This window comes from Streptomyces sp. NPDC012508 (assembly GCF_042902595.1).
In the GTDB taxonomy this organism is placed as follows: Bacteria; Actinomycetota; Actinomycetes; order Streptomycetales; family Streptomycetaceae; genus Streptomyces.
In genome coordinates, this window is the sequence record NZ_JBIBEO010000005.1 from 52,153 (window position 1) to 75,952 (window position 23,800).

Sequence of the window (23,800 nt, forward strand, 5' to 3'; positions counted from 1 at the left end):
ACGGCGCCTTTCGCTTGTCCTAGAGTGGGCGCCATGTCGGCCGTCGACCCGGGCTCCCGCCCCGACCTCTGTCTCCGGCCCCGCGGAGTTCTCCGTGGGGCTGCCCTGACGCTGGTCTTCGCCGGAGTGCTCGCCACGGCCGCGGCCACCGGCTCCCTGCCCCGGCAGGAGGCCGCCACCGTGAAGCGCGCCCAACAGACCGCCGTGCGCGACACCGTCGACCCCGCCGACCTCTCCCGAGCCGCCGCCGAGGCCATGGCCGACGGCAAGTCCGGCCAGCAGGCCGCCGAGGAGTTCGTCAGCCGCAGCGGCGACCGCTGGGGCGCGGTGTACGGACCCGCCGAGTTCGAGGAGTTCGAGCAGGCCCTCGACGGCTCGTACACCGGCGTCGGACTCTCCGCGCGGAAGGCGGGCACCGGCCGGATCGAGATCAGCCGCGTCCAGGCCGGCGGACCGGCCGCACTGGCCGGGCTGCGCGCCGGCGACCGCCTCCTCACCGTCGACGGACGCGACACCGCCGCCCTCTCCGTCTCCGAGGTCGTCTCCCTGCTGCGCGGCGACGGCGCCGCGCAGGCCGGCTCCACCGTCGCCCTCCGTGTCGAGCGCGGCCGCTCCGCCTGGACGCAGACCCTGACCCGGGCCCGGCTCGCCACCGACGACGTCACCGTGCGCCGTCTCGACGACGGGACGGTACTGATCAAGGTGACCGCCTTCACCAAGGGCGCGGGCGAGCGGGTACGGGACGCGGTACGGCGCGCCCCGGCCGGCGCCGGAGTCCTCCTGGACCTGCGGGGCAACGCCGGCGGCCTGGTCGCCGAGGCCACCGTCGCCGCCTCCGCCTTCCTCGACGGCGGCCTGGTCGCCACGTACGACGTCGACGGCGAGCAGCGGGCGCTCTACGCGCAGAGCGGAGGCGACACCCGGCGGCCCGTGGTGGCGCTGGTCGACGGGGGCACGATGAGCGCGGCCGAGCTGCTCACCGGCGCTCTGAAGGACCGCGGCCGGGCCGTCACCGTCGGCTCACGCACCTTCGGCAAAGGCTCCGTGCAGATGCCGAGCGCGCTGCCCGACGGCTCCGTCGCCGAGCTGACCGTCGGCCACTACCGCACCCCCTCCGGACACGGCGTCGACGGCCTGGGCATCACACCCGACCTGGTCGTCAGTGACACCACCGGTGAGCGGGCCGAGGAGCGGGCCAGAACAGTATTGAGTGGCCTCGGAGGGGGCTCGTAGTGCGAAAATGGCCGCACTATGGCAAAGGGACTCGTGAACGTGCAGGGCAAGCCTGCCAAGAAGAAGGACCCGGAGAAGGGTCCTGAGCGCAAGATCATCGCGCAGAACAAGAAGGCGCGCCACGACTACCACATCATCGACACCTACGAGTGCGGTGTGGTGCTCATGGGCACCGAGGTGAAGTCGCTCCGGATGGGCCGGGCGTCGCTGGTCGACGGCTTCGTGCAGATCGACGGGCACGAGGCGTGGCTGCACAACATCCATGTGCCCGAGTACATGCAGGGCAGCTGGACCAACCACTCGGCGAAGCGGAAGCGCAAGCTGCTCCTGCACCGCGCCGAGATCGACAAGCTGGAGGCGAAGTCCCAGGAGACGGGTCACACGATCGTGCCCCTCGCCCTGTACTTCCTGAAGGGCCGCGTCAAGGTCGAGATCGCGCTCGCCAAGGGCAAGAAGGAGTACGACAAGCGGCAGACGCTCCGGGAGAAGCAGGACACGCGCGAGACGAACCGGGCGATCGCGGCGGCGAAGCGGCGCCAGCGGGCGGCGGCCGTCTAGGCTCCCTGCCGCCGCCTCCCCTTAATGCGCTGGCAACCGTGCGCGGTCGTCACGTAGCATGGGGCCTGCACCCCACAGCGGGTGCACACCTTGAAAAATCAACATGGGGATGATCGGTTTCGACAGCGGATGTCGAAGCAGGGGAAGCGTGTCGAGGAAGCGGCAATGATCTCGTAAACCATATGTCGCAACCAATAATCGCCAACTCCAAGAGCGATAACTCCCGCTTCGCCCTCGCTGCCTAATTTTAGGTAACGAGTAGAAGCCTCTGTGAGGAGCGTCAGCCCGGGGAAGGTCCCGACCCGGATCCTGGCGTCATTTAGGGATCTAAACCTCTAGCCCCGGTCACGGGGGCCTGAGGGAAATCAAACAGTGACTGAGCCCGTCGGAGACTTGTCCGCGTGATCTCCGGGGCTGAGAAACTCCTAGCGGACTGCACACGGAGAAGCCCTGATTCTGCACCGTTGGACGCGGGTTCGATTCCCGCCATCTCCACTCATCCCATGTGGGCACAGGCCCGGCAGTCGTCACGACGACCGCCGGGCCTCTGTCATTCCCGGACGGCGCCCCGCGCCCGCCTCGTGCGCGTCGCCTCCAGCACGAGGGCCAGAGCCGCCGCGGCCGGCGGGATCAGGAAGGCGTACGCCGTCGACGGCGCGTGCTCCGCAGCCCAGCCGCCGGTGGCCGAGCCGACCGCGACGCCCGCGAGGAGGGCGGTAACGGCGAGGGTCATGCCCTCGTTGAGCCGGCCCGGCGGGGTCAGACGCTGGACCAGGGCCATGCCCGTGACCATCGTCGGGGCGGTCGCCATGCCCGCCACGAGCAGCCCTGCCGCCAGGGCGAGCAGGGAGCCGGTCGAGGCGCCCAGGAACGGCAGCGTCATCAGACAGGTCATCGCCACCAGGCAGGTGCGCAGCCGGCCCGAGCGGCCCGTACGGCCGTAGACCAGGCCCGCCGCGCAGGAGCCCGCGGCCTGCAGGGCCAGGATCGGGCCGGCCAGGGGTCCGTCCACATGCGCGAGCGTCACGACCTCCATCGCGCCGAAGACCGCGCCCGTGGCCAGGAAGACGCCGAGCAGCCTTACCGTGCCGGACCCGCGCAGGAGCGAGCCGGGCGCGGTCGTGGAGCGGGGCGCGACCGGGGGTTCGGTGGAGCGCTGGGCCGTGAAGACCAGCACACCGGTGAGGAGCAGGACCGCGCCGACCAGCGTGCCCGCCTCCGGGAACAGGGCCGTGCACAGGAACGCGGCCAGGACCGGGCCCAGCATGAAACACAGCTCGTCGACGGCCTGCTCGAAGGCGTTGGCCGTGTGCAGCGTGGCGTGGTCGTCGCGCAGGAGGTGGGCCCAGCGGGCGCGGGACATCCCGCCGGTGTTGGGGCTCGTCGCGGTCGCCGCGTACGCGACGAACAGTGTCCAGACCGGCGCCCTGTGGTGCACGCACAGCAGCAGCGCCAGCGAGCCGAGCACGGCGAGCGCCGTGGCGGGAACGGCGACCCGGGCCTGCCCGTGCCGGTCGACGAGCCGCGCGGTCCAGGGGGCGACGACGGCGGTGGCGGCCATGCCCGTCGCGGTGACGGCTCCGGCGAGCGCGTACGAGCCGTACGCCCCCGCGATCATGATCACCGCGCTGACGCCGAGCATCCCCATGGGCAGCCGGGCGACGAGGTTCCCGAGGGTGAACGCGCGGGCGCCCGGGACGGCGAAGAGCCGCCGGTACGAGCCGGTGCGGGGGGTCGCGGGGGTGCGGGGCTTCGGGATGGCGGCCTTCGCGGGGGTGCGCGTCGTCGGTGGGGAGGTGCGCGGCTCGGGGGTGTTCGGCTCCCGGTAGCGCGGGGCGAGCGCCGGGCCCGCCGGGGTGAGCATCAGATCGTGGTGCGGCATGCTCCCAGCCTCCGGGCAGCCCTCGGCCGCGGTCCAACACCTGATCCATGGCCATTGACGCGCCCGTGTTGTTAAATGCCGGGTGGTCACTTCGTACGACATAGAACCCCGGCTCCTGCGCGCCTTCACCGCCGTCGCCGAGGAGCTGCACTTCACCCGCGCCGCCACCCGCCTGTACGTCGCCCAGCAGGCGCTCTCCCGCGACATCCGGCGGCTGGAACGTGACCTGGGCGCGGACCTGTTCGTGCGGACGACCCGTCAGGTCACGCTCACCCCGGACGGCACGCGGCTCCTCCCGTACGCCCGCAGGGTGCTGGCCGCCTGCGACGAACTCGCCGACGCCTTCCGGGCGGCCGCGAGGCCCCTGCTCGTCGACCTCAACAGCACCGGCCTCGCCGCCCGGGGCCGTGTCATGGAGCGGGCCCGCGAACTCGCCCCCGAGCAGGAGCTGATGGCCCGCTACGAGAACGGGCTGAGCGGGGCCGCCGCCGAGATCCTCGCCGGGCGCCTCGACGTCTCCTTCGGCCGGTACGGCGGGCTCGACGCGTCCACGCGGGGCCGGCTCGCCTCGCAGTTCGTCCGGTACGAGCCGATGGCGATCGTGCTCCCCGACGACCACCGGCTCGCGCACCTGGCGGAAGTGCCGCTGGCCGCCCTGGAGGGCGAGAGCGTCTACGCGGGCGCCGGCAACGACCGGACCCCGGAGTGGACCGACCTGGCCGCCCGGCTCTTCGCGGGGCGTGGCATCTCCGTCGCGCCGCCCGCGCCGATGGCGGTGGGGAAGGAGGAGTTCCAGCGGATCATGGCCAAACTCCGTACCCCCGTCCTCGCGGTCGTCGACTTCCCGCCACTGGAGGGCTCCGTACTGCGGCCCCTCGTCGACCCCGTGCCGCTCTCCCCGGTGAGCCTGGTGTGGCGCAAGGGGCTGCGCCACCCTGGCCTGGACGCTCTGCGCACCGCCGCGGCCGAGATCGGCGCGCGGGACGGCTGGCTGGACCGCCCCGCTGACTCCTGGCTCCCGGAGGGCGAGCCGGGGGTGCCGGGCACATAAAGGGGAGCGGGCCTGCGCGGGGAGCGGGCCTATAGGGGCAGCGGGCATGCAGGGGAAGCGGGACCTCCGTACTCACACCGGATCCGCACGCCGGGTGAGAGCAAGGTTCCGCACCCGTCACTTTCCGCCACCGCCCCGAAACGCGGCCTCCCTAGGGTCGTACCCCAAGAGGTCCAGAGCATCTGGACGCTCGGGACCCGACACCGTGGAGGTACGTGATGGGCGGCCGGTGGATCGAACGGTGGGAGCCGGAGGACGAGACCTTCTGGCGTGAACAAGGAGAGCGGATCGCCCGGCGCAATCTTCTCTTCTCCGTCTTCTCCGAGCACATCGGGTTCTCCGTATGGAGCCTGTGGTCGGTCATGGTCCTGTTCATGGGGCCGGAGTACGGCATCGACCCGGCGGGGAAGTTCTTCCTGATCGCGACCGCCACCTTCGTCGGCGCGCTGATCCGCGTCCCGTACACCTTCGCCGTCGCCCGCTTCGGCGGCCGCAACTGGACGATCGTCAGCGCGCTGCTGCTCCTGCTGCCGACCGGCGTCGCCTACGCGGTGATGGAGCCGGGCACCTCGTACGGCACCTTCCTGCTCGTCGCCGCGCTCACCGGTGTCGGCGGCGGCAACTTCGCCTCCTCCATGACCAACATCAACGCCTTCTTCCCGCTACGGAAGAAGGGCTGGGCGCTCGGCCTCAACGCGGGCGGCGGAAACATCGGTGTCCCCGTCGTCCAGCTCGTCGGGCTCCTGGTCATCGGCACCGCAGGAGCCCTGCACCCGCGGATCGTCCTCGGCGTCTACGTCCCGCTCGTCGTCGTCGCGGCCCTCTGCGCCGCGCTCTTCATGGACAACCTCGCCCCGGTCAAGAACGACACCGGCGCCGCGAAGGAGGCCGTGAGGGCCGGCCACACCTGGATCATGGCCTTCCTCTACATCGGCACCTTCGGCTCCTTCATCGGCTACAGCTTCGCCTTCGGGCTCGTCCTGCAGACCCAGTTCGGACGCACCCCGCTCCAGGCCGCGTCGCTCACCTTCATCGGCCCGCTCCTCGGCTCGCTGATCCGGCCGCTCGGCGGCTCCCTCGCCGACAAGCACGGCGGTGCCCGCATCACGCTCTGGAACTTCGGCGGGATGGCCGTGGCGACCGGTGTGGTCGTGTACGCCTCCGTCATCGAGTCGCTGACCGTCTTCCTCGTCGGCTTCATCGCCCTCTTCGTCCTCAGCGGGCTCGGCAACGGCTCCACGTACAAGATGATCCCGGCGATCTTCCTCGCCCAGGGGCACCGCAAGGGGCTGTCGGGCGAGCAGGCCGAGGCGTACGGGCGCAGGCTCTCCGGGGCCGCCATGGGGCTGATCGGGGCCGTGGGCGCGCTCGGCGGGCTCGGCATCAACCTGGCCTTCCGGCAGTCGTTCCAGACCGCCGGCACCGGCACCGCCGCCTTCGTCGCCTTCCTGCTCTTCTACGCGGCCTGCATGGTCGTGACCTGGGCGGTATACCTTCGCCGGCCCGCGGTCGTCCCGGACACGGCCGAGGGCGCGGACGCCGAGGGCGAGACGACGTCGCAGCGCGGATACGCCGAGGTGTGACCGGAAATGGTCCGTAACGGCCAGGAAATACCGGCGAACCGAGCCTGTCACGGATCCACGTCAGGCTCGGTCGTCATGAACGAGCAAGAGCAGGGGCCCCTCGCGGGGTTCACCGTCGGGGTCACCGCCGCGCGGCGCGCCGACGAGCTGAGCACGCTTCTCCGTCGCCGGGGCGCGGCCGTGGTCCACGGCCCGGCGCTGCGGATCGTGCCGCTCGCGGACGACACGGAACTGCTCGCCGCGACGAAGGAACTCATCGACCACGCCCCGGACGTCGTCGTCGCCACGACGGCGATCGGTTTCCGGGGCTGGGTCGAGGCGGCGGACGGCTGGGGCCACGGCGAGGCGCTCCTCGACTGCCTGCGGGGCGTGGAGCTGCTCGCCCGGGGCCCCAAGGTCAAGGGAGCGGTACGGGCGGCCGGGCTCACCGAGTCGTGGTCGCCGTCCTCCGAGTCCATGGCCGAGGTGCTCGACCGGCTGCTCGCCGAGGGGGTGACGGGGCGTCGGATCGCACTCCAGCTGCACGGGGAGCCGCTGCCGGGGTTCGTGGAGGCGCTGACGGCGGGCGGCGCGGAGGTCGTCGGCGTCCCGGTCTACCGGTGGATGCCGCCGGAGGACATCGGTCCGCTCGACCGGCTCCTGGACGGGGTGCTGTCCGGCACCCTGGACGCGGTGACCTTCACCAGCGCACCGGCCGCCGCGTCGCTGCTGACGCGGGCGGAGGACCGGGGAGCGCTGACCGAACTCGTCGAAGCACTGCGCCATGACGTGCTCGCGCTGTGCGTGGGGCCTGTGACGGCGCTGCCGCTGCAGGCGCACGGCATCGACACGTTGCAGCCCGAGCGCTTCCGGCTCGGGCCGCTGGTGCAACTGCTCTGCCAGGAACTGCCGTCCCGGGCCCGTACGCTCCCGGTGGCGGGCCACCGCATCGAGATCCGGGGGCACGCGGTCGTCGTCGACGGCTCGCTGCGGCCGGTCCCGCCGGCCGGGATGGCGCTGCTCGCCACCCTGGCCCGGCGCCCCGGCTGGGTCGTCTCCCGCGCCGACCTGCTCCGCGCCCTGCCCGGCTCGGGCCGCGACGAGCACGCGGTGGAGACGGCGATGGCCCGGCTGCGGACGGCACTCGGTATGCCGAAACTGATCCAGACGGTGGTCAAGCGGGGGTACCGGCTCGCCCTGGACCCGGTGGCGGACACGAAGTACGACCAGTAGGGGCGGGATGCGGCGCGGTCACCGCGCCCGGCGCACCGCGAGCGCACGCAGCAGGCAGACGAGGCCCGCCGTCGTCAGGACCGCGCGGACGAGGTTCCAGGCCACCCACGGGGCCTCGAACTCCGCGCGGGCCCGTACCGGGTCCGTGGCAGCCGCGAGGGCGTCGTTGAGCGGGACGTTCACCGCGGAGGTGACCACGAGGACGGCGACGTACAGGGCAAGCGCCGTGAACGCCCAGACCCGCGCCGGGGTGCTCCGCAGCTGCCATGCCGCGACCGCCGTCAGGATCAGCGCCCCGAAGAAGGGCGTGAAGAAGACCGGGTTCTGAATCACGTCGTTGATGTTCCGCATCACCTCCACGAAGACCCGGTCGTCGCTGCGGGCCAGCGCCGGCATCACCGAGCACACGTACGCGAACCACACCCCGGCGACCAGTCCCGTCGCCGCCGTCGCCGCGCCCAGGACCGTGCCGGCCGCCGTCCCACCCCTGTTGTCCGTCATGACGCCCAGTCAAGCGGCCACGGGCCGGGGGAACCATGGATGGGCGTCCACGCTCCATACGCGGACGTCCACGGTGCCGGTCGACCCCCGGTCCGTCCGCGGGCCGCGCTCCCGTCAGCCGCACTCGCTCACCGGGCACAGCTCGGCCTCGCCGAATCCGGGCAGCAGCCCGATCTCCTTCCTCAGCTCCTCGCGCCGCGCGTCGGGCAGGTCGTCGGGGAAGCGGACCTCCAGGTACGAGCCCGCGTCCGACTCCGATCCCGTCACCTGGGTCGCCCCGAACGGCTTGAGCCGCTCCTCCGTGTCTCCGATGCCTGCCGGCGCGTCGGATTCGGCGACCGCCCGGAAGGTGTGCGGCTCCGCCAGGGCCGGACCGATCGTGAAGTGCCAGAGGTAGACGCCGCCGGCCGCGAGAACCGCGGCCGTCACCAGGGCGCCGACGCCGAAGGTCACCTTCGCGACGACCGGCCGTCTGCGCGCGTCCGCGAGCGCGGCCAGGAGAAGGAGCAGCGCCGACGGCCAGAAGAGGAACATCCCGAGGAGGACCCCGACCGCCCCCCAGACGAGGAGCAGCAGCCCGATCGTCACGCAGGCGCCCCGGAAGGCCGCCCGGCTGTACGCGAGGAACAGCGGGAACGCCGTGGCAACGCCGGTCAGGACGAACATCGCGGCGAAGTACGAGGGCAGCCCCCACAGCACCACCGGAGCGGCGGCGACGACCGCGCAGACGGCGAGCGCCCGCTGTGCCCGGTGGGTGCCTGCGTAGCCGTCCCGCCCGATCTCCGTGCCCACACCCATGACGGCCCCCATCGCATTATTTGAACGCGTTCATTTGAACGCGTTCAAGCTAGCAGGGGGAGGGTGCGCGCCGCGACACCTCCGGGCAGGAACGGCGGCCCGCCCTCTAGCGGGGGCCGCCCGTGGTGGGCACTCTGGTCGCAGCGCCCCGCCGGCTCCCCGCCGGCCCCACGACCGCGAGGTGGTGACAGGGTCATGACCGTACGGTTCGACTCCGGGCGGATCTGCCTGGATCTGGCCGCCCACGTGCTCGACCGCACCGACGCACTCGACGACTTCCTGCGCGCCGCCGGACTCGTCCCCACCGCCGTGCCGCTCCGCGCGCTCGACACCGCCTGGCTCGTACGCTTCCGCGAACTCCGCGACTGCGTCCTCGAGCTGGTGCACGCTCAGCTCGACGGGCGGCGCGCAGGGCCCGCCCTGGAGCGGCTCAACGCCCTCGCCGCCGCCTCCGCGCCCCCCGCGCCCCGCGCCGTACGCACCGAGACCGGCGGGCTCGTACGGGCCCTCAGCGACGAACCCGACTGCCGCGCACTCCTCGCCGCCGTCGCCCGCGACGCCGTCGACCTGCTCACCGACCCCGACGCCCGCGCCCTGCTCCGCCGTTGCGAGAGCGACGACTGCCGTCGCTGCTACCTCGACACCTCCCGCGGGCGCCGCCGCCGCTGGTGCTCCAGCGAGACCTGCGGAAACCGGGAACGCGTTGCCCGGCATCGGGCAGCCCGACGGGCGAAGGCAGGCGTCTGAAGAATCTCGTGAAAACTTCGCACGGCGTTGAGTCGAACCCGCCCGGACTCCGTACCTCTCCACGACAGACAGGGACTCGACCGGGAGGTTCGTGGTGCGCAAGGATGCGGCCGTGGCCGATGAACGTCCGCATCGGGCCCGGCATCGCAGCGAGGTGTCACGCCACCGACCCGACGTCCCTGACGAGGAGTTGATGCGTGCTCTCTACCGCGAACATGCCGGGCCCCTGCTCGCCTATGTACTTCGCCTCGTCGCCGGCGACCGCCAGCGTGCCGAGGACGTCGTGCAGGAGACGCTCATCCGTGCCTGGAAGAACGCCGGCCAGCTCAACCGGGCTACCGGCTCCGTCAGACCTTGGCTTGTGACGGTTGCCCGGCGCATCGTCATCGACGGCCACCGAAGCCGGCAGGCCCGGCCCCAGGAGGTCGATCCGTCACCGCTCGAGGTCCTGCCCGCGGAGGACGAGATCGACAAGGCGCTGTGGCTGATGACGCTCTCTGACGCTCTCGAAGATTTGACGCCCGCCCACCGGGAAGTGTTGGTCGAGACCTACTTCAAGGGGCGTACGGTCAATGAGGCGGCCGAGACCCTCGGCATACCTGCCGGGACCGTGCGTTCCCGAGTGTTCTACGCACTTCGTTCCATGAAAATCGCGCTGGAGGAGAGGGGGGTTTCGGCATGAGCAGCGGCATGACACCGCCGCACGACGCCGCGGGTGCGTACGTACTCGGCATCCTGGACGATGTCGACACCGCCGCCTTCGAGGCGCACCTGGCGGGTTGCGAGCTCTGCGCCGCGCACGTGGAGGAGTTCGCCGGGATGGAGCCGATGCTCGCCATGCTGGCGGACGCGGACGCCCCGGCGGCCTTCGGCTCGTCGGCGATCGATCCGTACGCGGACAAGGCGTTCGACGACTTCGCACCCAGGCCGCCCGCCCCGCCCGGCCCCCGCCGCGCCCCGGGTACCCCCGTCGCGCTGCACGCCGTCGGCGCCCCGCCAGGACCCGAGCTCCTGGACCGGCTCATCGACGAGGTCGGCGCCAAGCGCGCGAGCCGTCGCCGCCGCTCCCTGTACCTCGTCGCTGCCGCCGCCGTCCTCGTCATCGGCGGGCCCGCCGTCGCCGTCGTGGCCACCTCCGGCGGCGAGCGTGAGAACCGGGCGGTCGAACCGCACCCCACCAGCCCGGCCGAGGACGCCTTCTTCAACCACATGGACGAGAAGATCCAGGCCACCGACCCGACGACGAAGATCAGCGCGACCGTCGGCCTGGAGAAGAAGGGCTGGGGCACACACACCGTCCTGGAGCTCAAGAACGTCAAGGGCCCCCTGAAGTGCCGGCTCGTCGCCGTCTCCAAGAGCGGTGAGGAGGAGACCGTGACCTCCTGGGCCGTCCCGAAGTGGGGGTACGGCATCCCCGGAGCCACCCAGGAGAGCGCCAAGAACCCGCTCTACGTCCACGGCGGCGCGGCCATGGACCGCAACGACATCGACCACTTCGAAGTCCGGACCTTCGACGGCGAACGCCTCGTGGAGGTCGAGGCCTGACATTTTGCCCCCCTGTGGCGTACGCTCGACGGCTGCCCAGTGCACGTCAGAAGGGGGCCTCAGTGGCCGCGCAGGAAGCCGTGGAGGCCATGGCCGCCATGGACGCCACCGACACGGTCCGGGACCGTGAGATCGGTGTCGAGCAGGAACATCTGGACAAGGTCTACCGCCGCCTCGAGGAGAAGATCCACGAGGCGGAGTTCCTGATGAACGACGCCGCCAAACGCGGCCAGGTCGGCACCCCCGGCGCGCTCGCCGAGCGGGACGCCCAGGTCTTCCGGGCCGGCGTGCACCTCAACCGGCTCAACAACGAGTTCGAGGACTTCCTCTTCGGCCGGATCGACCTGCTGTACGGCAAGGACGGCAAGAAGGGCCCCGACGGCGCCTACACGTCCGTCGAGCCCGCCGAGGACGCCGTACGGCCCGACAACACGGCCGAGATCGGCGAGACCCTCCACATCGGACGGATCGGCGTCCTCGACTCCGACTACGCGCCGCTCGTCATCGACTGGCGCGCGCCCGCCGCCGCGCCCTTCTACCGCTCCACACCGGTCGACCCCGGCCGCGTCGTGCGCCGCCGCGTCATCCGCTCCAAGGGGCGCAAGGTCCTCGGCGTCGAGGACGACCTGATGCGCCCCGAGCTGACCGCGACCCTCGACGGGCGCGACCTGCCGGTGATCGGCGACGGCGCCCTGATGGCCGCGCTCGGCCAGGCCCGCAGCCACACCATGCGCGACATCGTCTCCTCCATCCAGGCCGAGCAGGACCTGGTCATCCGCGCGCCCGCCGCCTCGATCACGTACGTCGAGGGCGGGCCGGGCACCGGGAAGACGGCCGTCGCCCTGCACCGGGCCGCCTACCTGCTCTACCAGGACCGGCGCCGGTACGCGGGCGGCATCCTGATCGTCTCCCCGACCCCCCTCCTCGTCTCGTACACCGAGGGCGTCCTGCCCTCGCTGGGTGAGGAGGGCCAGGTCGCGATCCGCGCGCTCGGCTCGCTGGTGGACGGCGTCGAGGCCACCACGTACGACGAACCGGCCGTCGCCCGGATCAAGGGCTCCTCCCGCATGCTCGCCGTCCTGCGCAAGGCGGCCCGCGGCGCCCTGGAGACCCCCGCGCCCCGCGCCCAGGCCCAGCCGGCTCTCGGCGAGGAGGAGGCCGCGCCGGCCCCCGCCGGCACCCCCACCCGCCTGCGGGTCGTCGCCTTCGGCCGCCGCCTGGAGCTGGAGGCCGACGAGCTCCAGCGCATCCGCCACAACGTGCTCGGCGGCTCCGCGCCCGTCAACCTGCTGCGTCCGCGCGCCCGCAAGCTGCTGCTCGACGCCCTGTACGCCAAGTCCGGCGCCGCGGGCCGGCACAGCGACCCCGAGCTCGCCGCCGAGCTGCGCTCCTCCTTCGACGAGGACGTCTCCACCGAGGACTCCTTCCTCGGCTTCCTCGACGCCTGGTGGCCCGAGCTCACCCCCCGCCAGGTCCTCGGAGCGATGGCCGACGAGAAGCGCCTCGGCCGCTGGGCCCGGCGCGTCCTCAACCCGGGCGAGGTCCGGCGGCTCGCCCGCTCGCTGCGCCGCGACGGACTCTCCGTGCACGACGTGGCGCTCCTGGACGAGCTGAACACCCTCCTGGGCACCCCGGCCAGGCCGCGCAAGAAGCGGGAGTACGACCCGCTGGACCAGCTGACGGGCCTCGAGGAGCTCATGCCCGTACGGGAGGAGACGCAGCGCGAGCGGGCCGAACGGCTCGCGGCGGAGCGCACCGAGTACGCGCACGTCATCGTCGACGAGGCCCAGGACCTCACGCCCATGCAGTGGCGGATGGTGGGACGGCGCGGCCGCACCGCCACCTGGACGGTCGTCGGCGACCCGGCGCAGTCCTCCTGGTCGACCCCGGACGAGGCCGCCGAGGCCCGTGACGAGGCGCTCGGCAGCCGCCCGCGCCGCCGTTTCGAGCTGACCGTGAACTACCGCAACCCCGCCGAGATCGCCGAACTGGCCTCCAAGGTGCTCGCCCTCGCCATGCCGGGCAAGGAGTCCCCGCGTGCGGTCCGGTCGACCGGTGTGGAGCCCCGCTTCGTGGCGGTGGCCGGCAAGGACGATCTGGCCGGAACCGTACGGGCGGAGGCGCAGCGTCTGCTCGAACGGGTGGACGGCACGGTCGGTGTCGTGGTCGCCATGAACCGCCGTGAGCAGGCGGCCGGCTGGCTCGCCGACCTCGGCGACCGGGTCGTGGCGCTGGGCTCCCTGGAAGCCAAGGGCCTGGAGTACGACGCCACCGTGGTCGCCTCGCCCGCGGAGATCGCGGACGAGTCCCCGGCCGGCCTGCGGGTCCTGTACGTGGCGCTGACCCGCGCCACCCAGCAGCTCACGGTGGTCTCGGGCGCCCGAGACGTCCCGGACGCGGACGGGGTGCCGGACCTGCTCAGGGACTGATTTCAGGTCAACATGCGTCGCAGGAATCACTTACCAGGGTGGTTTGTTAGCCTGTCTATGGCACCGGCTCGATCCAAGCCCCCGGGCCCAACCTTCGTCCCTTAGAGGGACCACTTGCCGCGAGGCGAGCATGGCGGGTCGGTGCCATCTTGTACGTACATACAGAAGAGGTCCGCGTCACCCACGGGTGATCGCGGACCTCTTCTGTTTCCCCCCAGCTTCTCGTATGGTGGAAACTACTTTCCGAAAACAAAATGACCGCATTACCTGCTACCGGCTGGTAGGTGCGACGATCGGAGGGCGCCGCCGGGCAACCAGCCGGGGCGGCGTAGCAACGAAGCTCAGGGAAAGCAGAGGAACTCGGCCATGGCAACGGCGCCCAGCGTCTCGTACTCGATGACGGTCCGGCTGGAGGTTCCCGCCAGCGGAACCGCGGTCTCCCAGCTCACCACGGCGGTGGAGTCCCACGGCGGTTCCGTCACCGGCCTCGACGTGACCGCCTCCGGCCACGAGAAGCTCCGGATCGACGTCACCATCGCCGCGAGCTCGACCGCGCACGCCGACGAGATCGTCGCGCAGCTGCGCACCATCGAGGGCGTCGTCCTCGGCAAGGTCTCCGACCGTACGTTCCTGATGCACCTCGGCGGCAAGATCGAGATGGCGTCCAAGCACCCCATCCGCAACCGTGACGACCTCTCCATGATCTACACCCCGGGCGTCGCCCGGGTCTGCATGGCGATCGCCGAGAACCCCGAGGACGCCCGCCGCCTCACCATCAAGCGCAACTCCGTCGCAGTCGTGACGGACGGCTCCGCCGTCCTCGGCCTGGGCAACATCGGCCCCAAGGCCGCCCTGCCCGTGATGGAGGGCAAGGCGGCCCTCTTCAAGCGCTTCGCCGGCATCGACGCCTGGCCGATCTGCCTGGACACCCAGGACACCGACGCCATCGTCGAGATCGTCAAGGCCATCGCCCCCGGCTTCGCGGGCATCAACCTGGAAGACATCTCCGCCCCCCGCTGCTTCGAGATCGAGGCCCGCCTCCGCGAGGCCCTCGACATCCCGGTCTTCCACGACGACCAGCACGGCACGGCGATCGTGGTCCTCGCCGCCCTCACCAACGCGCTGCGCGTGGTCGGCAAGGGCATCGGGGACGTACGGGTCGTCATGTCCGGCGCGGGCGCCGCCGGTACGGCCATCCTGAAGCTCCTCATCGCCGCGGGCGTCAAGCACGCCGTCGTCGCCGACATCCACGGTGTCGTCCACGCCGGCCGCGAGGACCTCGTCGAGGCCGCGACCGGCACCCCGCTGCGCTGGATCGCCGACAACACCAACCCCGAGGGCGTCACCGGCACCCTCAAGCAGGCCGTCGTCGGCGCGGACGTCTTCATCGGCGTGTCGGCCCCGAACGTGCTCGGCGCGGACGACGTCGCCGCCATGGCGGACGACGCGATCGTGTTCGCGCTCGCGAACCCGGACCCCGAGGTCGACCCGGCAATCGCCCGTCAGACGGCGGCCGTTGTGGCCACCGGCCGCTCCGACTTCCCGAACCAGATCAACAACGTGCTGGTCTTCCCGGGTGTCTTCCGCGGCCTCCTCGACGCCCAGTCCCGTACCGTCAACACGGAGATGATGCTCGCGGCCGCCTCGGCGCTCGCCGACGTCGTCACCGAGGACGAGCTGAACCCGAACTACATCATCCCGTCGGTCTTCAACGACAAGGTCGCGGGCGCCGTCGCGGGCGCCGTGCGCACCGCCGCGAAGGCGGCCGGCGCGGGCGCCGGCAACGGGACGAACGGGCTCTGAGAAGGGCCCCGACACAACGTGCGGCGGGCCGTGACGGGGCCGTGAACGGTCCCGGGCCCGCCGCCGGAACGGCGCGTCGGCAGGCGCCGCGCCGTAGATCCGCCGTAGGGTGGCGCTTCGGCTCCAAAGAGTTTCGGCGGAGTCGACGGAACGTCACCACGCCAGAGCCCGTGGCGCTTTTCGTGTGACCCCAGAGGGTGCCGGATTGGCGTTCCCGCCGCTGGTGGGGGCAGGATGCCTATTCGGGCGCGAGGGTCTGTCACCAGACCCGGGTCCGGGGACTGTCCGAGGGCCCTGGCAGCATCGGCTTCGCTGTGCCCATACATGCGGCTCCGCCGCGTGGCACGCCTCACAGGCAAGAAGAACACGGGAGTAACAACATGAACCGCAGTGAGCTGGTGGCCGCCCTGGCCGACCGCGCCGAGGTGACCCGCAAGGACGCCGACGCCGTGCTGGCCGCTCTCGCCGAGACCGTCGGCGAGGTCGTCGCCAAGGGCGACGAGAAGGTCACCATCCCCGGCTTCCTGACCTTCGAGCGCACCCACCGTGCCGCTCGCACCGCTCGTAACCCGCAGACCGGCGACCCGATCAACATCCCGGCCGGCTACAGCGTGAAGGTCTCCGCGGGCTCGAAGCTCAAGGAAGCCGCCAAGGGCAAGTAAGCCTGTAGGCACACCGCCGAAGGCGCCCACGCGGGCTTCTAGGCAACAGAGAGGGCGGCCACCCTGTCAGGGGGTGGCCGCCCTCTTGTTCGCCCGCGAGCGCGCCGCCTGAGGCTGCGACGAGGCCCCCGTACCCCTGATGGGGGTACGGGGGCCTCGTCGCGTGTGTGCGAGTGGCGCGTCAGACCAGTGCGCTGCCCGGGAGCTCGACCTTCGCGCCCAGTTCCACGAGCTTCTCCATGAAGTTCTCGTAGCCGCGGTTGATCAGGTCGATGCCGTGGACCCGGGACGTGCCCTGGGCCGCCAGTGCCGCGATCAGGTACGAGAAGCCGCCGCGGAGGTCCGGGATGACCAGGTCGGCGCCCTGGAGCTTCGTCGGGCCCGACACGACCGCCGAGTGCAGGAAGTTCCGCTGGCCGAAGCGGCAGTCCGAGCCGCCCAGGCACTCGCGGTACAGCTGGATGTGCGCACCCATCTGGTTCAGCGCCGAGGTGAAGCCGAGCCGCGACTCGTACACCGTCTCGTGGACGATGGAGAGGCCCGCGGCCTGCGTCAGCGCCACCACCAGCGGCTGCTGCCAGTCGGTCTGGAAGCCGGGGTGCACGTCCGTCTCCAGGGCGATCGCGTTGAGCGAGCCGCCCGGGTGCCAGAAGCGGATGCCCTCGTCGTCGATCTCGAAGGCGCCACCCACCTTCCGGTACGTGTTGAGGAAGGTCATCATCGAACGCTGCTGCGCGCCGCGGACGTAGATGTTGCCCTCGGTCGCCAGCGCCGCCGACGCCCAGGAGGCCGCCTCCAGGCGGTCCGGGAGCGCGCGGTGCGTGTAGCCGTCGAGGCGGTCCACACCGGTGATCCGGATCGTCCGGTCCGTGTCCATGGAGATGATCGCGCCCATTTTCTGCAGGACGCAGATCAGGTCCTCGATCTCCGGCTCCACGGCCGCGTTGGAGAGCTCGGTGACGCCCTCCGCCAGGACGGCCGTCAGCAGCACCTGCTCGGTCGAGCCGACCGAGGGGTACGGCAGCCGGATCTTGGTGCCGCGCAGCCGCTGCGGGGCCTCCAGGTACTGGCCGTCCGCCCGCTTCTCGATCGTCGCGCCGAACTGACGCAGCACGTCGAAGTGGAAGTCGATGGGCCGGCCGCCGATGTCGCAGCCGCCCAGGCCCGGGATGAAGGCGTGGCCGAGGCGGTGCAGCAGCGGGCCGCAGAACAGGATCGGGATGCGCGACGAACCGGCGTGGGCATCGATGTCAGCCACGTTGGCGGACTCGACGTGCGTCGGGTCGAGGACCAGCTCGCCCGGCTCCTCGCCGGGGCGGACCGTCACCCCGTGCAGCTGGAGGAGTCCGCGGACCACGCGGACGTCACGGATGTCGGGCACATTGCGCAGTCTGCTCGGCCCGCTGCCGAGCAGGGCGGCGACCATCGCCTTGGGCACGAGGTTCTTCGCGCCGCGAACGCGGATCTCGCCCTCCAGCGGGGTGCCGCCGTGGACAAGCAGTACATCGTCTGTGCCGGTCATGAATCTCGCGTTCCGGTCGGGTCGGGCAGGGGGCCAGGGAAAAGGGTAAGGGGCACAGGCCCCCCGCTAGGAAGCCTCAGGGCGCTCGACAGATGTAATGAATTCGGCACAACACCCTCTGTTCACGCGATCTTGCGGAGTGTCACCGTCCGTTTGTGGCTCCGGACGTCCGGCGCTGCCCCTCTGAACTGCACGGGTCGTCGGTCTGTCCGTACTCTGCCGGTCGTCCCCCGCCGAAGGCGAAGATGCGGGATCATGTGTCGCATGACCGAGGTGTCCTCGCTCACAGGACGGCTGCTCGTCGCCACCCCCGCCCTCGCCGACCCCAACTTCGACCGCGCGGTGGTGCTTCTCCTCGACCACGACGACGAGGGCTCCCTCGGCGTTGTCCTCAACCGGCCGACTCCGGTCACGGTCGGTGACATCCTCGAGCCGTGGGCCGACCTGGCGGGTGAGCCGGGCGTGGTCTTCCAGGGCGGCCCGGTCTCCCTGGACGCGGCGCTCGGCCTCGCGGTGATCCCCGGCGACGAGGGCCCCCTGGGCTGGCGCCGGGTCTTCGGCGCGATCGGTCTGGTCGACCTGGAGACCCCGCCCGAACTGCTCGGTCCCGCACTGGGCTCCCTCCGGATCTTCGCCGGCTACGCGGGCTGGGGCCCGGGCCAGCTGGAGACGGAACTGGGCGACGGCGCCTGGTACGTGGTCGAGTCCGAACCCGGCGACGTCTCGTCGCCGCGCCCGGAGACCCTGTGGCGCGAGGTGCTCCGCCGCCAGCGGAGCGACCTCGCGATGGTGGCGACGTACCCGGACGACCCTTCGCTCAACTGACTGCACCCGTCCCCAGTACCCTTGGTTCTCATGAGCACTCTCGAGCCCGAGCGCGGGGCAGGTACGGGAACCCTCGTCGAGCCGACGCCGCAGGTGTCCCACGGTGATGGTGACCACGAGCGCTACGCCCATTACGTCCAGAAGGACAAGATCATGGCGAGCGCCCTCGACGGCACTCCCGTGGTGGCACTGTGCGGGAAGGTCTGGGTGCCGGGGCGCGACCCCAAGAAGTACCCCGTCTGCCCGATGTGCAAGGAGATCTACGAGTCCATGGGCTCCGGCGGCGGAGACAAGGACAAGGGCGGCAAGGACAAGAAGTAGGACGGTCCTGGCGGTCGGGACGGCCCCCGGCGCGCGCACTTCGGTGCGCGCGCCGGGGGCCGTTCGCGTTGCGGGCCTCTTCGGTGCCGCGTTGCACGGGGTGCTTCCGCCGGTCACAGAGTGGTTGAGACCACTTGTCCGGGAGTTGGTCCGCCCCTAACCTCTCGCGTGTTGTGCAGCACGAAACGCCCGTTGCGTATGTTGCAACACTCGGAGGGGACCCGTCATGAAGCTTCCTGCCCGTATCGCCGCCCCCGTCACCGCGCTTGCGCTCGTCGGCCTCACCGCCACCGCCTGCGCCCCGCAGACCTCCGACGGCAAGGCCTCGGCGGACGAGAAGACCGGCACCCTGCGCGTCTGGCTCTTCCAGGAGGTCGACAACACGCCGAAGAAGCAGATCGTCGACGCCGCCGTCGCCGCCTTCGAGAAGCGGCACGAGGGGGCGGAGGTCGAGGTCGAGTACATCCCCGTCGAGACCCGCGCCCAGCGCGTCAAGGCCGCCTTCAACGACCCGAAGTCCGCGCCCGACGTCATCGAGTACGGCAACACGGACACCGCCGGCTACGTGAAGGACGGCGGACTCGCCGACATCAGCGCCGAGTTCGGCGCCTGGGACGAGGCCAAGGACACCGACCCCACCGCCAAGTCCTCCGTCACCGTGGGCGGCAGGATCTACGGCGCACCCCTCTTCGTCGGCGTTCGCGCGCTGTACTACCGCACCGACGTCTTCAAGGACCTCGGCCTCACCGCGCCCAAGACGCAGGACGAGCTGATCTCCACGGCGAAGAAGATCCACAAGGAACGGCCCGAGCTGTACGGCATGGCCGTCGGCGGCGCCAACACCTACGGCGCGATGCCCTTCCTCTGGGCCAACGGCGGTGAACTCGCCACCCAGGACGGCGGCGCGTACCGCGGCGCCGTCAACTCGGAGGCCGCCCGCAAGGGCATCACCTCGTACACCTCGCTCTTCGGCGACGACAACTGCCCGGCCGCCAAGTGCGCCCAGATGGGCGGCAACGCCACCGTCACCGCCTTCGCCTCCGGCAAGGCCGCGATGGTGATCGGCGGCGACTTCGTCCGCGCGGCGGTCGACGCGGGCGCCGCGAAGGGCAAGTACGCCGTCGTACCGCTGCCCGGTCTGACGCCCGGCTCGATCGCCCCGGCGTTCGCGGGCGGCAACAACATCGGTGTGATGAAGAGCAGTTCCCACCGGACCCTCGCCGTCGACCTGATGAAGTCCCTGGCCGGCAAGGAGACCCAGGGCAAGCTCTTCGACGCCATGGGCTTCCTGCCCACCTTCACAGACGTACGGACGCGGGCGGCCGAGAAGGAGCCCTTCGTGAAGCCGTTCATCGACACGCTCGGCGCCGGCACCAAGTTCGTCCCCGCGTCCCCCGGCTGGGGCCAGATCGACGCCTCGCTGGTGCTTCCGACGATGTTCCAGGAGATCGTCAGCGGCCGTAAGGACGTGAAGGCGGCCTCGGAGGACGCGGCGAAGAAGATGGACGCGGCGTTCGCGGCCGCGGGCTGACCGGCATGACCCTGACCACCACGAAGACCACGGCGGTGGAGGCGGCGCCGGCCACCCGCCCGCCCCGCCGCCCCCGGGGGCGGTCCGGCTGGACGCCCTGGCTCTATCTGCTCCCCGCCCTCGTCGTCCTCGGCGGGCTCCTCGTCTACCCGATCTACCAGCTCGGGCTCATCTCCTTCCTGGAGTACACCCAGGCCCAGGTCAGCGGCGGCGAGCCCACCTCCTTCCAGGGCTTCGGCAACTACGCCGCGCTCTTCTCCGACCCGCAGTTCTGGCAGGTCCTCCTCGCCACGGTCCTCTTCGCCGCCGCCTGCGTCGTCGCCACGCTCGCCGTCGGCTGCGCGCTGGCGGTGCTCCTGACCCGCGTACGGGCCGTGCCCCGCCTCGCGCTCATGCTCGCCGCGCTCGCCGCGTGGGCCACGCCGGCGGTCACCGGCTCCACGGTCTGGGTCTTCCTCTTCGACCCCGACTTCGGCCCGGTCAACCGGCTGCTCGGGCTCGGCGACTTCTCCTGGACGTACGGGCGGTACAGCGCTTTCGCCCTGGTCCTCTTCGAGGTCGTCTGGTGCTCGTTCCCGTTCGTGATGGTCACCGTCTACGCGGGCATCAAGGCCATCCCCTCGGAGGTGCTGGAGGCGGCGGCGCTCGACGGCGCCTCGCAGTGGCGGATCTGGCGCTCGGTCATGGCGCCGATGCTCCGGCCGATCCTGGTCGTCGTCACGATCCAGTCGATCATCTGGGACTTCAAGCTCTTCACCCAGATCTACGTGATGACCAACGGCGGCGGGATCGCCGGCCAGAACCTCGTCCTCAACGTGTACGCGTACCAGAAGGCCTTCGCCTCGTCCCAGTACAGCCTGGGTTCGGCGATCGGCGTCGTCATGCTGTTGATCCTGCTGGCGGTGACGCTGGTCTACCTCCGTCTGCTCCGACGCCAGGGAGAAGAACTGTGAGCGCCTTCCGCGTCCGGACCCCGATACGCCGCCCCGGGCGGCTCGCGGCCGAGGCCGTCGCCCTGCTCGTCGCGGCCGTGGTCGCCTTCCCCGTGTACTGGATGGTCCTCTCGGCCTTCAAGCCGGCCGGCGAGGTCCAGTCGGCGCACCCGCGGCCGTGGACCCTGTCCCCGTCCCTCGACTCCTTCCGGCGCGTCTTCGAACAGCAGGAGTTCGGCCGGTACTTCCTCAACTCGCTGATCGTCGCCTGCACGGTCGTCGTCGCCTCCGCGCTGATCGCGTTCCTGGCGGCGACGGCGGTGACCCGCTTCCGCTTCCGGTTCCGGACGACGCTGCTCGTGATGTTCCTGGTCGCCCAGATGGTGCCGATCGAGGCGCTGACGATCCCGCTCTTCTTCCTGATGCGGGACCTCGGCCAGCTCAACACGCTGGGCTCGCTGGTCCTTCCGCACATCGCCTTCTCGCTCCCGTTCGCGATCTGGATGCTGCGCGGCTTCGTCAAGGCGGTCCCGGAGGCGCTGGAGGAGCAGGCGGCGCTCGACGGCGCGAGCCGTACACGTTTCCTGTGGCAGATCCTCTTCCCGCTGGTCTTCCCTGGGCTCGTGGCGACGAGCGTCTTCTCGTTCATCTCGACCTGGAACGACTTCCTGTTCGCGAAGTCGTTCCTCATCAGTGACACCTCGCAGTCGACCCTCCCGATGGCGCTGCTGGTCTTCTTCAAGCCGGACGAGAACGACTGGGGCGGCATCATGGCGGGTTCGACCGTGATGACGATCCCGGTGCTCGTCTTCTTCGTACTCGTACAGCGCCGCCTGGTCTCGGGCCTGGGCGGGGCGGTGAAGGACTGACGCGATGACTGACACGGCGACTGGCGCGACGACCGACACGGCGACTGGCGCAATGCCTGCCGGGCACGACCTGATCCCCGCGCCGCGGAGCATCGAGGGGCCGCACCGCCGCGGCCTCGGCCTGGACCGGCGGACCACCCTCGACGCGGCCCCCGGAACCGAGACCACCGAGCGCTGGCTGCGCGCCACGCTCGGCGCAGCCTTCGCGCTCCCGCTGACCGCCGCGGCCGGCGAGAACGCGTCCCACAGCATCCGGCTGCGCATCGACGACGCCCTCGCCCCCGAGGCGTACCGGCTCCACGTCCTGACGGACCAGGCCGTCGAGATCACGGGCGGCGGCCCGGCCGGGGTCTTCTGGGGCGCCCAGACGCTCCGGCAGCTCCTCGGTCCTGAGGCCTTCCGCAAGGCACCCGTGAACCGCGAGGTCACCCTCGCCCTGCCCGTACAGGGCATCGAGGACGCGCCCCGCTTCGCCTGGCGCGGGCTCATGCTCGACGTCGCCCGGCACTTCATGCCCAAGGACGACGTCCTGCGGCAGCTGGACCTGATGGCCGCGCACAAGCTCAACGTCCTGCACCTCCACCTCACCGACGACCAGGGCTGGCGCATCGAGATCAGGCGGCACCCCCGGCTCACCGAGGTCGGCGCCTGGCGCGCCCGTAGCAAGTGGGGGCACCGGGCCTCGCCGCTCTGGAACGAGACGCCGCACGGCGGGTTCTACACCCAGGACGACATCCGCGAGATCGTCGCGTACGCAGCCGAAAGGCACATCACCGTCGTCCCCGAGATCGACGTCCCGGGCCACTCGCAGGCCGCCATCGCCGCGTACCCGGAACTGGGCAACACCGACGTCGTCGACACGGCCGCCCTCACCGTCTGGGACACCTGGGGCGTCAACCCGAACGTCCTCGCCCCCACCGACGCGACCCTCCGCTTCTACGAGGGCGTCTTCGAGGAGGTCCTGGACCTCTTCCCGTCGACCTTCGTGCACATCGGCGGCGACGAGTGCCCCAAGGACCAGTGGAAGGCGTCCCCGACGGCCCAGGCGCGCATCAAGGAGCTGGGGCTCGCCGACGAGAACGAGCTGCAGTCCTGGTTCGTCCGTCACTTCGACCGCTGGCTCGCCGACCGCGGCCGCCGCCTGATCGGCTGGGACGAGATCCTGGAGGGCGGCCTGGCGCCGGGTGCGGCCGTGTCGTCCTGGCGGGGGTACGGGGGCGGGGTCACCGCCGCCGAGGCCGGGCACGACGTCGTCATGTGTCCCGAGCAGTACGTGTATCTGGATCATCGTCAGGCGCCGGGCGAGGACGAGCCGATGCCCATCGGGTACGTACGGACCCTGGAGGACGTCTACCGCTTCGAGCCCGTGCCGCCCTCCCTGAGCCCCGAGGCCGCCGCCCACGTCCTGGGCGCCCAGGCCAACGTCTGGACGGAGGTCATGGAGAACCGCTCCCGCGTCGACTACCAGGTCTTCCCGCGCCTCGCCGCCTTCGCCGAGGTCGCCTGGTCCGCGCTGCCCGCCCCCGAGGACCGGGACTTCACCGCCTTCGAGCGCCGGATGACCGCCCACTACCGGCGTCTGGACGCCCTCGGCGTCGGCTACCGGCCGCCCACCGGCCCGCACCCCTGGCAGCAGCGCCCCGGGGTGGCCGGCCGGCCCCTCGAAGGAGCGCCCCCGAACGTGTGAGGCAGGTCGCGTCCCCACGTCACCCAAGAGCGGCAAAACGGAAGTTACCGTCGGCGGTACGGCTTCCTGGACGGAACCGTCCTTCGCGGACCCTCGCGTCGGACGGCTC

At 71.3% G+C, this 23,800-nt stretch carries 21 protein-coding genes and 1 other RNA gene; 18 read left to right on the forward strand and 4 right to left on the reverse strand.

Annotation, left to right across the window (positions count from 1 at the left end; translation table 11 throughout):
• The first annotated feature begins 33 nt into the window (after positions 1 to 33).
• The 3 genes from ACFY8U_RS17780 (at position 34) to ssrA (ending at position 2,289) form a co-directional block, all read left to right on the forward strand.
• Positions 34 to 1,233 carry a S41 family peptidase gene (locus ACFY8U_RS17780; RefSeq protein ID WP_389571028.1) on the forward strand — a complete coding sequence of 400 codons (1,200 nt, stop codon included), beginning with the start codon at positions 34 to 36 and terminating at the stop codon, positions 1,231 to 1,233.
• Between the two features lie 18 nt (positions 1,234 to 1,251).
• Entirely contained in the window at positions 1,252 to 1,791 is a 540-nt protein-coding gene (gene smpB / locus ACFY8U_RS17785; RefSeq protein ID WP_260229596.1) for an SsrA-binding protein SmpB, read from the forward strand.
• Positions 1,792 to 1,896: 105 nt separating this feature from the next.
• Positions 1,897 to 2,289: a transfer-messenger RNA gene (ssrA, locus tag ACFY8U_RS17790) on the forward strand.
• 52 nt (positions 2,290 to 2,341) lie between these two features.
• Here ssrA and ACFY8U_RS17795 read toward each other — a convergent pair.
• Positions 2,342 to 3,673, reverse strand: a complete 1,332-nt coding sequence (locus tag ACFY8U_RS17795; RefSeq protein WP_389571031.1) for an MFS transporter — start codon at positions 3,671 to 3,673, stop codon at positions 2,342 to 2,344.
• A gap of 82 nt (positions 3,674 to 3,755) precedes the next feature.
• Between ACFY8U_RS17795 and ACFY8U_RS17800 the strand changes: the two genes are divergently transcribed.
• The 3 genes from ACFY8U_RS17800 to ACFY8U_RS17810 all read left to right on the forward strand — a co-directional run bounded on the left by ACFY8U_RS17800 (position 3,756) and on the right by ACFY8U_RS17810 (position 7,519).
• Positions 3,756 to 4,724 carry a LysR family transcriptional regulator gene (locus ACFY8U_RS17800; protein WP_389571033.1) on the forward strand — a complete coding sequence of 323 codons (969 nt, stop codon included), beginning with the start codon at positions 3,756 to 3,758 and terminating at the stop codon, positions 4,722 to 4,724.
• A 218-nt stretch (positions 4,725 to 4,942) separates the two neighbouring features.
• Positions 4,943 to 6,307 (forward strand): nitrate/nitrite transporter, encoded by a 1,365-nt coding sequence (locus ACFY8U_RS17805; RefSeq protein WP_389571035.1) that lies wholly within the window; start codon positions 4,943 to 4,945, stop codon positions 6,305 to 6,307.
• Between the two features lie 75 nt (positions 6,308 to 6,382).
• Positions 6,383 to 7,519, forward strand: a complete 1,137-nt coding sequence (locus tag ACFY8U_RS17810; RefSeq protein WP_361439427.1) for a uroporphyrinogen-III synthase — start codon at positions 6,383 to 6,385, stop codon at positions 7,517 to 7,519.
• An 18-nt stretch (positions 7,520 to 7,537) separates the two neighbouring features.
• On the opposite strand, the gene ACFY8U_RS17815 is transcribed toward ACFY8U_RS17810, so the two are convergent.
• Positions 7,538 to 8,020: a DUF1772 domain-containing protein gene (locus ACFY8U_RS17815; RefSeq protein WP_389571037.1), complete on the reverse strand. Its 483-nt coding sequence runs from the start codon at positions 8,018 to 8,020 to the stop codon at positions 7,538 to 7,540.
• A gap of 114 nt (positions 8,021 to 8,134) precedes the next feature.
• Positions 8,135 to 8,818: a hypothetical protein gene (locus ACFY8U_RS17820; protein WP_389571040.1), complete on the reverse strand. Its 684-nt coding sequence runs from the start codon at positions 8,816 to 8,818 to the stop codon at positions 8,135 to 8,137.
• 195 nt (positions 8,819 to 9,013) lie between these two features.
• On the opposite strand from ACFY8U_RS17820, the gene ACFY8U_RS17825 reads away from it, so the two are divergent.
• From ACFY8U_RS17825 to ACFY8U_RS17850, 6 genes are all read left to right on the forward strand, one after another.
• Positions 9,014 to 9,565, forward strand: a complete 552-nt coding sequence (locus tag ACFY8U_RS17825; protein WP_389571041.1) for a CGNR zinc finger domain-containing protein — start codon at positions 9,014 to 9,016, stop codon at positions 9,563 to 9,565.
• A gap of 94 nt (positions 9,566 to 9,659) precedes the next feature.
• Entirely contained in the window at positions 9,660 to 10,247 is a 588-nt protein-coding gene (locus tag ACFY8U_RS17830; protein ID WP_361439904.1) for a sigma-70 family RNA polymerase sigma factor, read from the forward strand.
• On the forward strand, positions 10,244 to 11,110 hold the full coding sequence (locus ACFY8U_RS17835; RefSeq protein ID WP_361760470.1) for a zf-HC2 domain-containing protein: 867 nt from the start codon (positions 10,244 to 10,246) through the stop codon (positions 11,108 to 11,110). Before ACFY8U_RS17830 ends, ACFY8U_RS17835 begins: the two co-directional genes overlap by 4 nt.
• A gap of 89 nt (positions 11,111 to 11,199) precedes the next feature.
• Positions 11,200 to 13,539 carry a UvrD-helicase domain-containing protein gene (locus tag ACFY8U_RS17840; protein ID WP_361760520.1) on the forward strand — a complete coding sequence of 780 codons (2,340 nt, stop codon included), beginning with the start codon at positions 11,200 to 11,202 and terminating at the stop codon, positions 13,537 to 13,539.
• A gap of 366 nt (positions 13,540 to 13,905) precedes the next feature.
• Entirely contained in the window at positions 13,906 to 15,342 is a 1,437-nt protein-coding gene (locus tag ACFY8U_RS17845; protein WP_389571043.1) for an NAD-dependent malic enzyme, read from the forward strand.
• Between the two features lie 380 nt (positions 15,343 to 15,722).
• Complete coding sequence (locus ACFY8U_RS17850) at positions 15,723 to 16,004, forward strand: HU family DNA-binding protein (RefSeq protein ID WP_017237029.1); 282 nt, start codon at positions 15,723 to 15,725, stop codon at positions 16,002 to 16,004.
• Positions 16,005 to 16,185: 181 nt separating this feature from the next.
• On the opposite strand, the gene murA is transcribed toward ACFY8U_RS17850, so the two are convergent.
• Positions 16,186 to 17,526 (reverse strand): UDP-N-acetylglucosamine 1-carboxyvinyltransferase, encoded by a 1,341-nt coding sequence (gene murA, locus ACFY8U_RS17855; protein ID WP_158987783.1) that lies wholly within the window; start codon positions 17,524 to 17,526, stop codon positions 16,186 to 16,188.
• Positions 17,527 to 17,790: 264 nt separating this feature from the next.
• Here murA and ACFY8U_RS17860 point away from each other — a divergent pair, with 264 nt between their 5' ends.
• From ACFY8U_RS17860 to ACFY8U_RS17885, 6 genes are all read left to right on the forward strand, one after another.
• Complete coding sequence (locus ACFY8U_RS17860; protein WP_361603257.1) at positions 17,791 to 18,351, forward strand: YqgE/AlgH family protein; 561 nt, start codon at positions 17,791 to 17,793, stop codon at positions 18,349 to 18,351.
• Between the two features lie 30 nt (positions 18,352 to 18,381).
• Positions 18,382 to 18,672: a DUF3039 domain-containing protein gene (locus tag ACFY8U_RS17865; protein ID WP_260229605.1), complete on the forward strand. Its 291-nt coding sequence runs from the start codon at positions 18,382 to 18,384 to the stop codon at positions 18,670 to 18,672.
• 226 nt (positions 18,673 to 18,898) lie between these two features.
• Positions 18,899 to 20,203, forward strand: a complete 1,305-nt coding sequence (locus ACFY8U_RS17870; protein WP_389571047.1) for an extracellular solute-binding protein — start codon at positions 18,899 to 18,901, stop codon at positions 20,201 to 20,203.
• Between the two features lie 5 nt (positions 20,204 to 20,208).
• Entirely contained in the window at positions 20,209 to 21,156 is a 948-nt protein-coding gene (locus tag ACFY8U_RS17875; RefSeq protein ID WP_389571050.1) for a carbohydrate ABC transporter permease, read from the forward strand.
• Complete coding sequence (locus ACFY8U_RS17880; RefSeq protein WP_361760462.1) at positions 21,153 to 22,004, forward strand: carbohydrate ABC transporter permease; 852 nt, start codon at positions 21,153 to 21,155, stop codon at positions 22,002 to 22,004. Before ACFY8U_RS17875 ends, ACFY8U_RS17880 begins: the two co-directional genes overlap by 4 nt.
• 52 nt (positions 22,005 to 22,056) lie before the next feature.
• Positions 22,057 to 23,691 (forward strand): beta-N-acetylhexosaminidase, encoded by a 1,635-nt coding sequence (locus ACFY8U_RS17885; RefSeq protein ID WP_389571053.1) that lies wholly within the window; start codon positions 22,057 to 22,059, stop codon positions 23,689 to 23,691.
• The last annotated feature ends 109 nt before the right edge of the window (positions 23,692 to 23,800 follow it).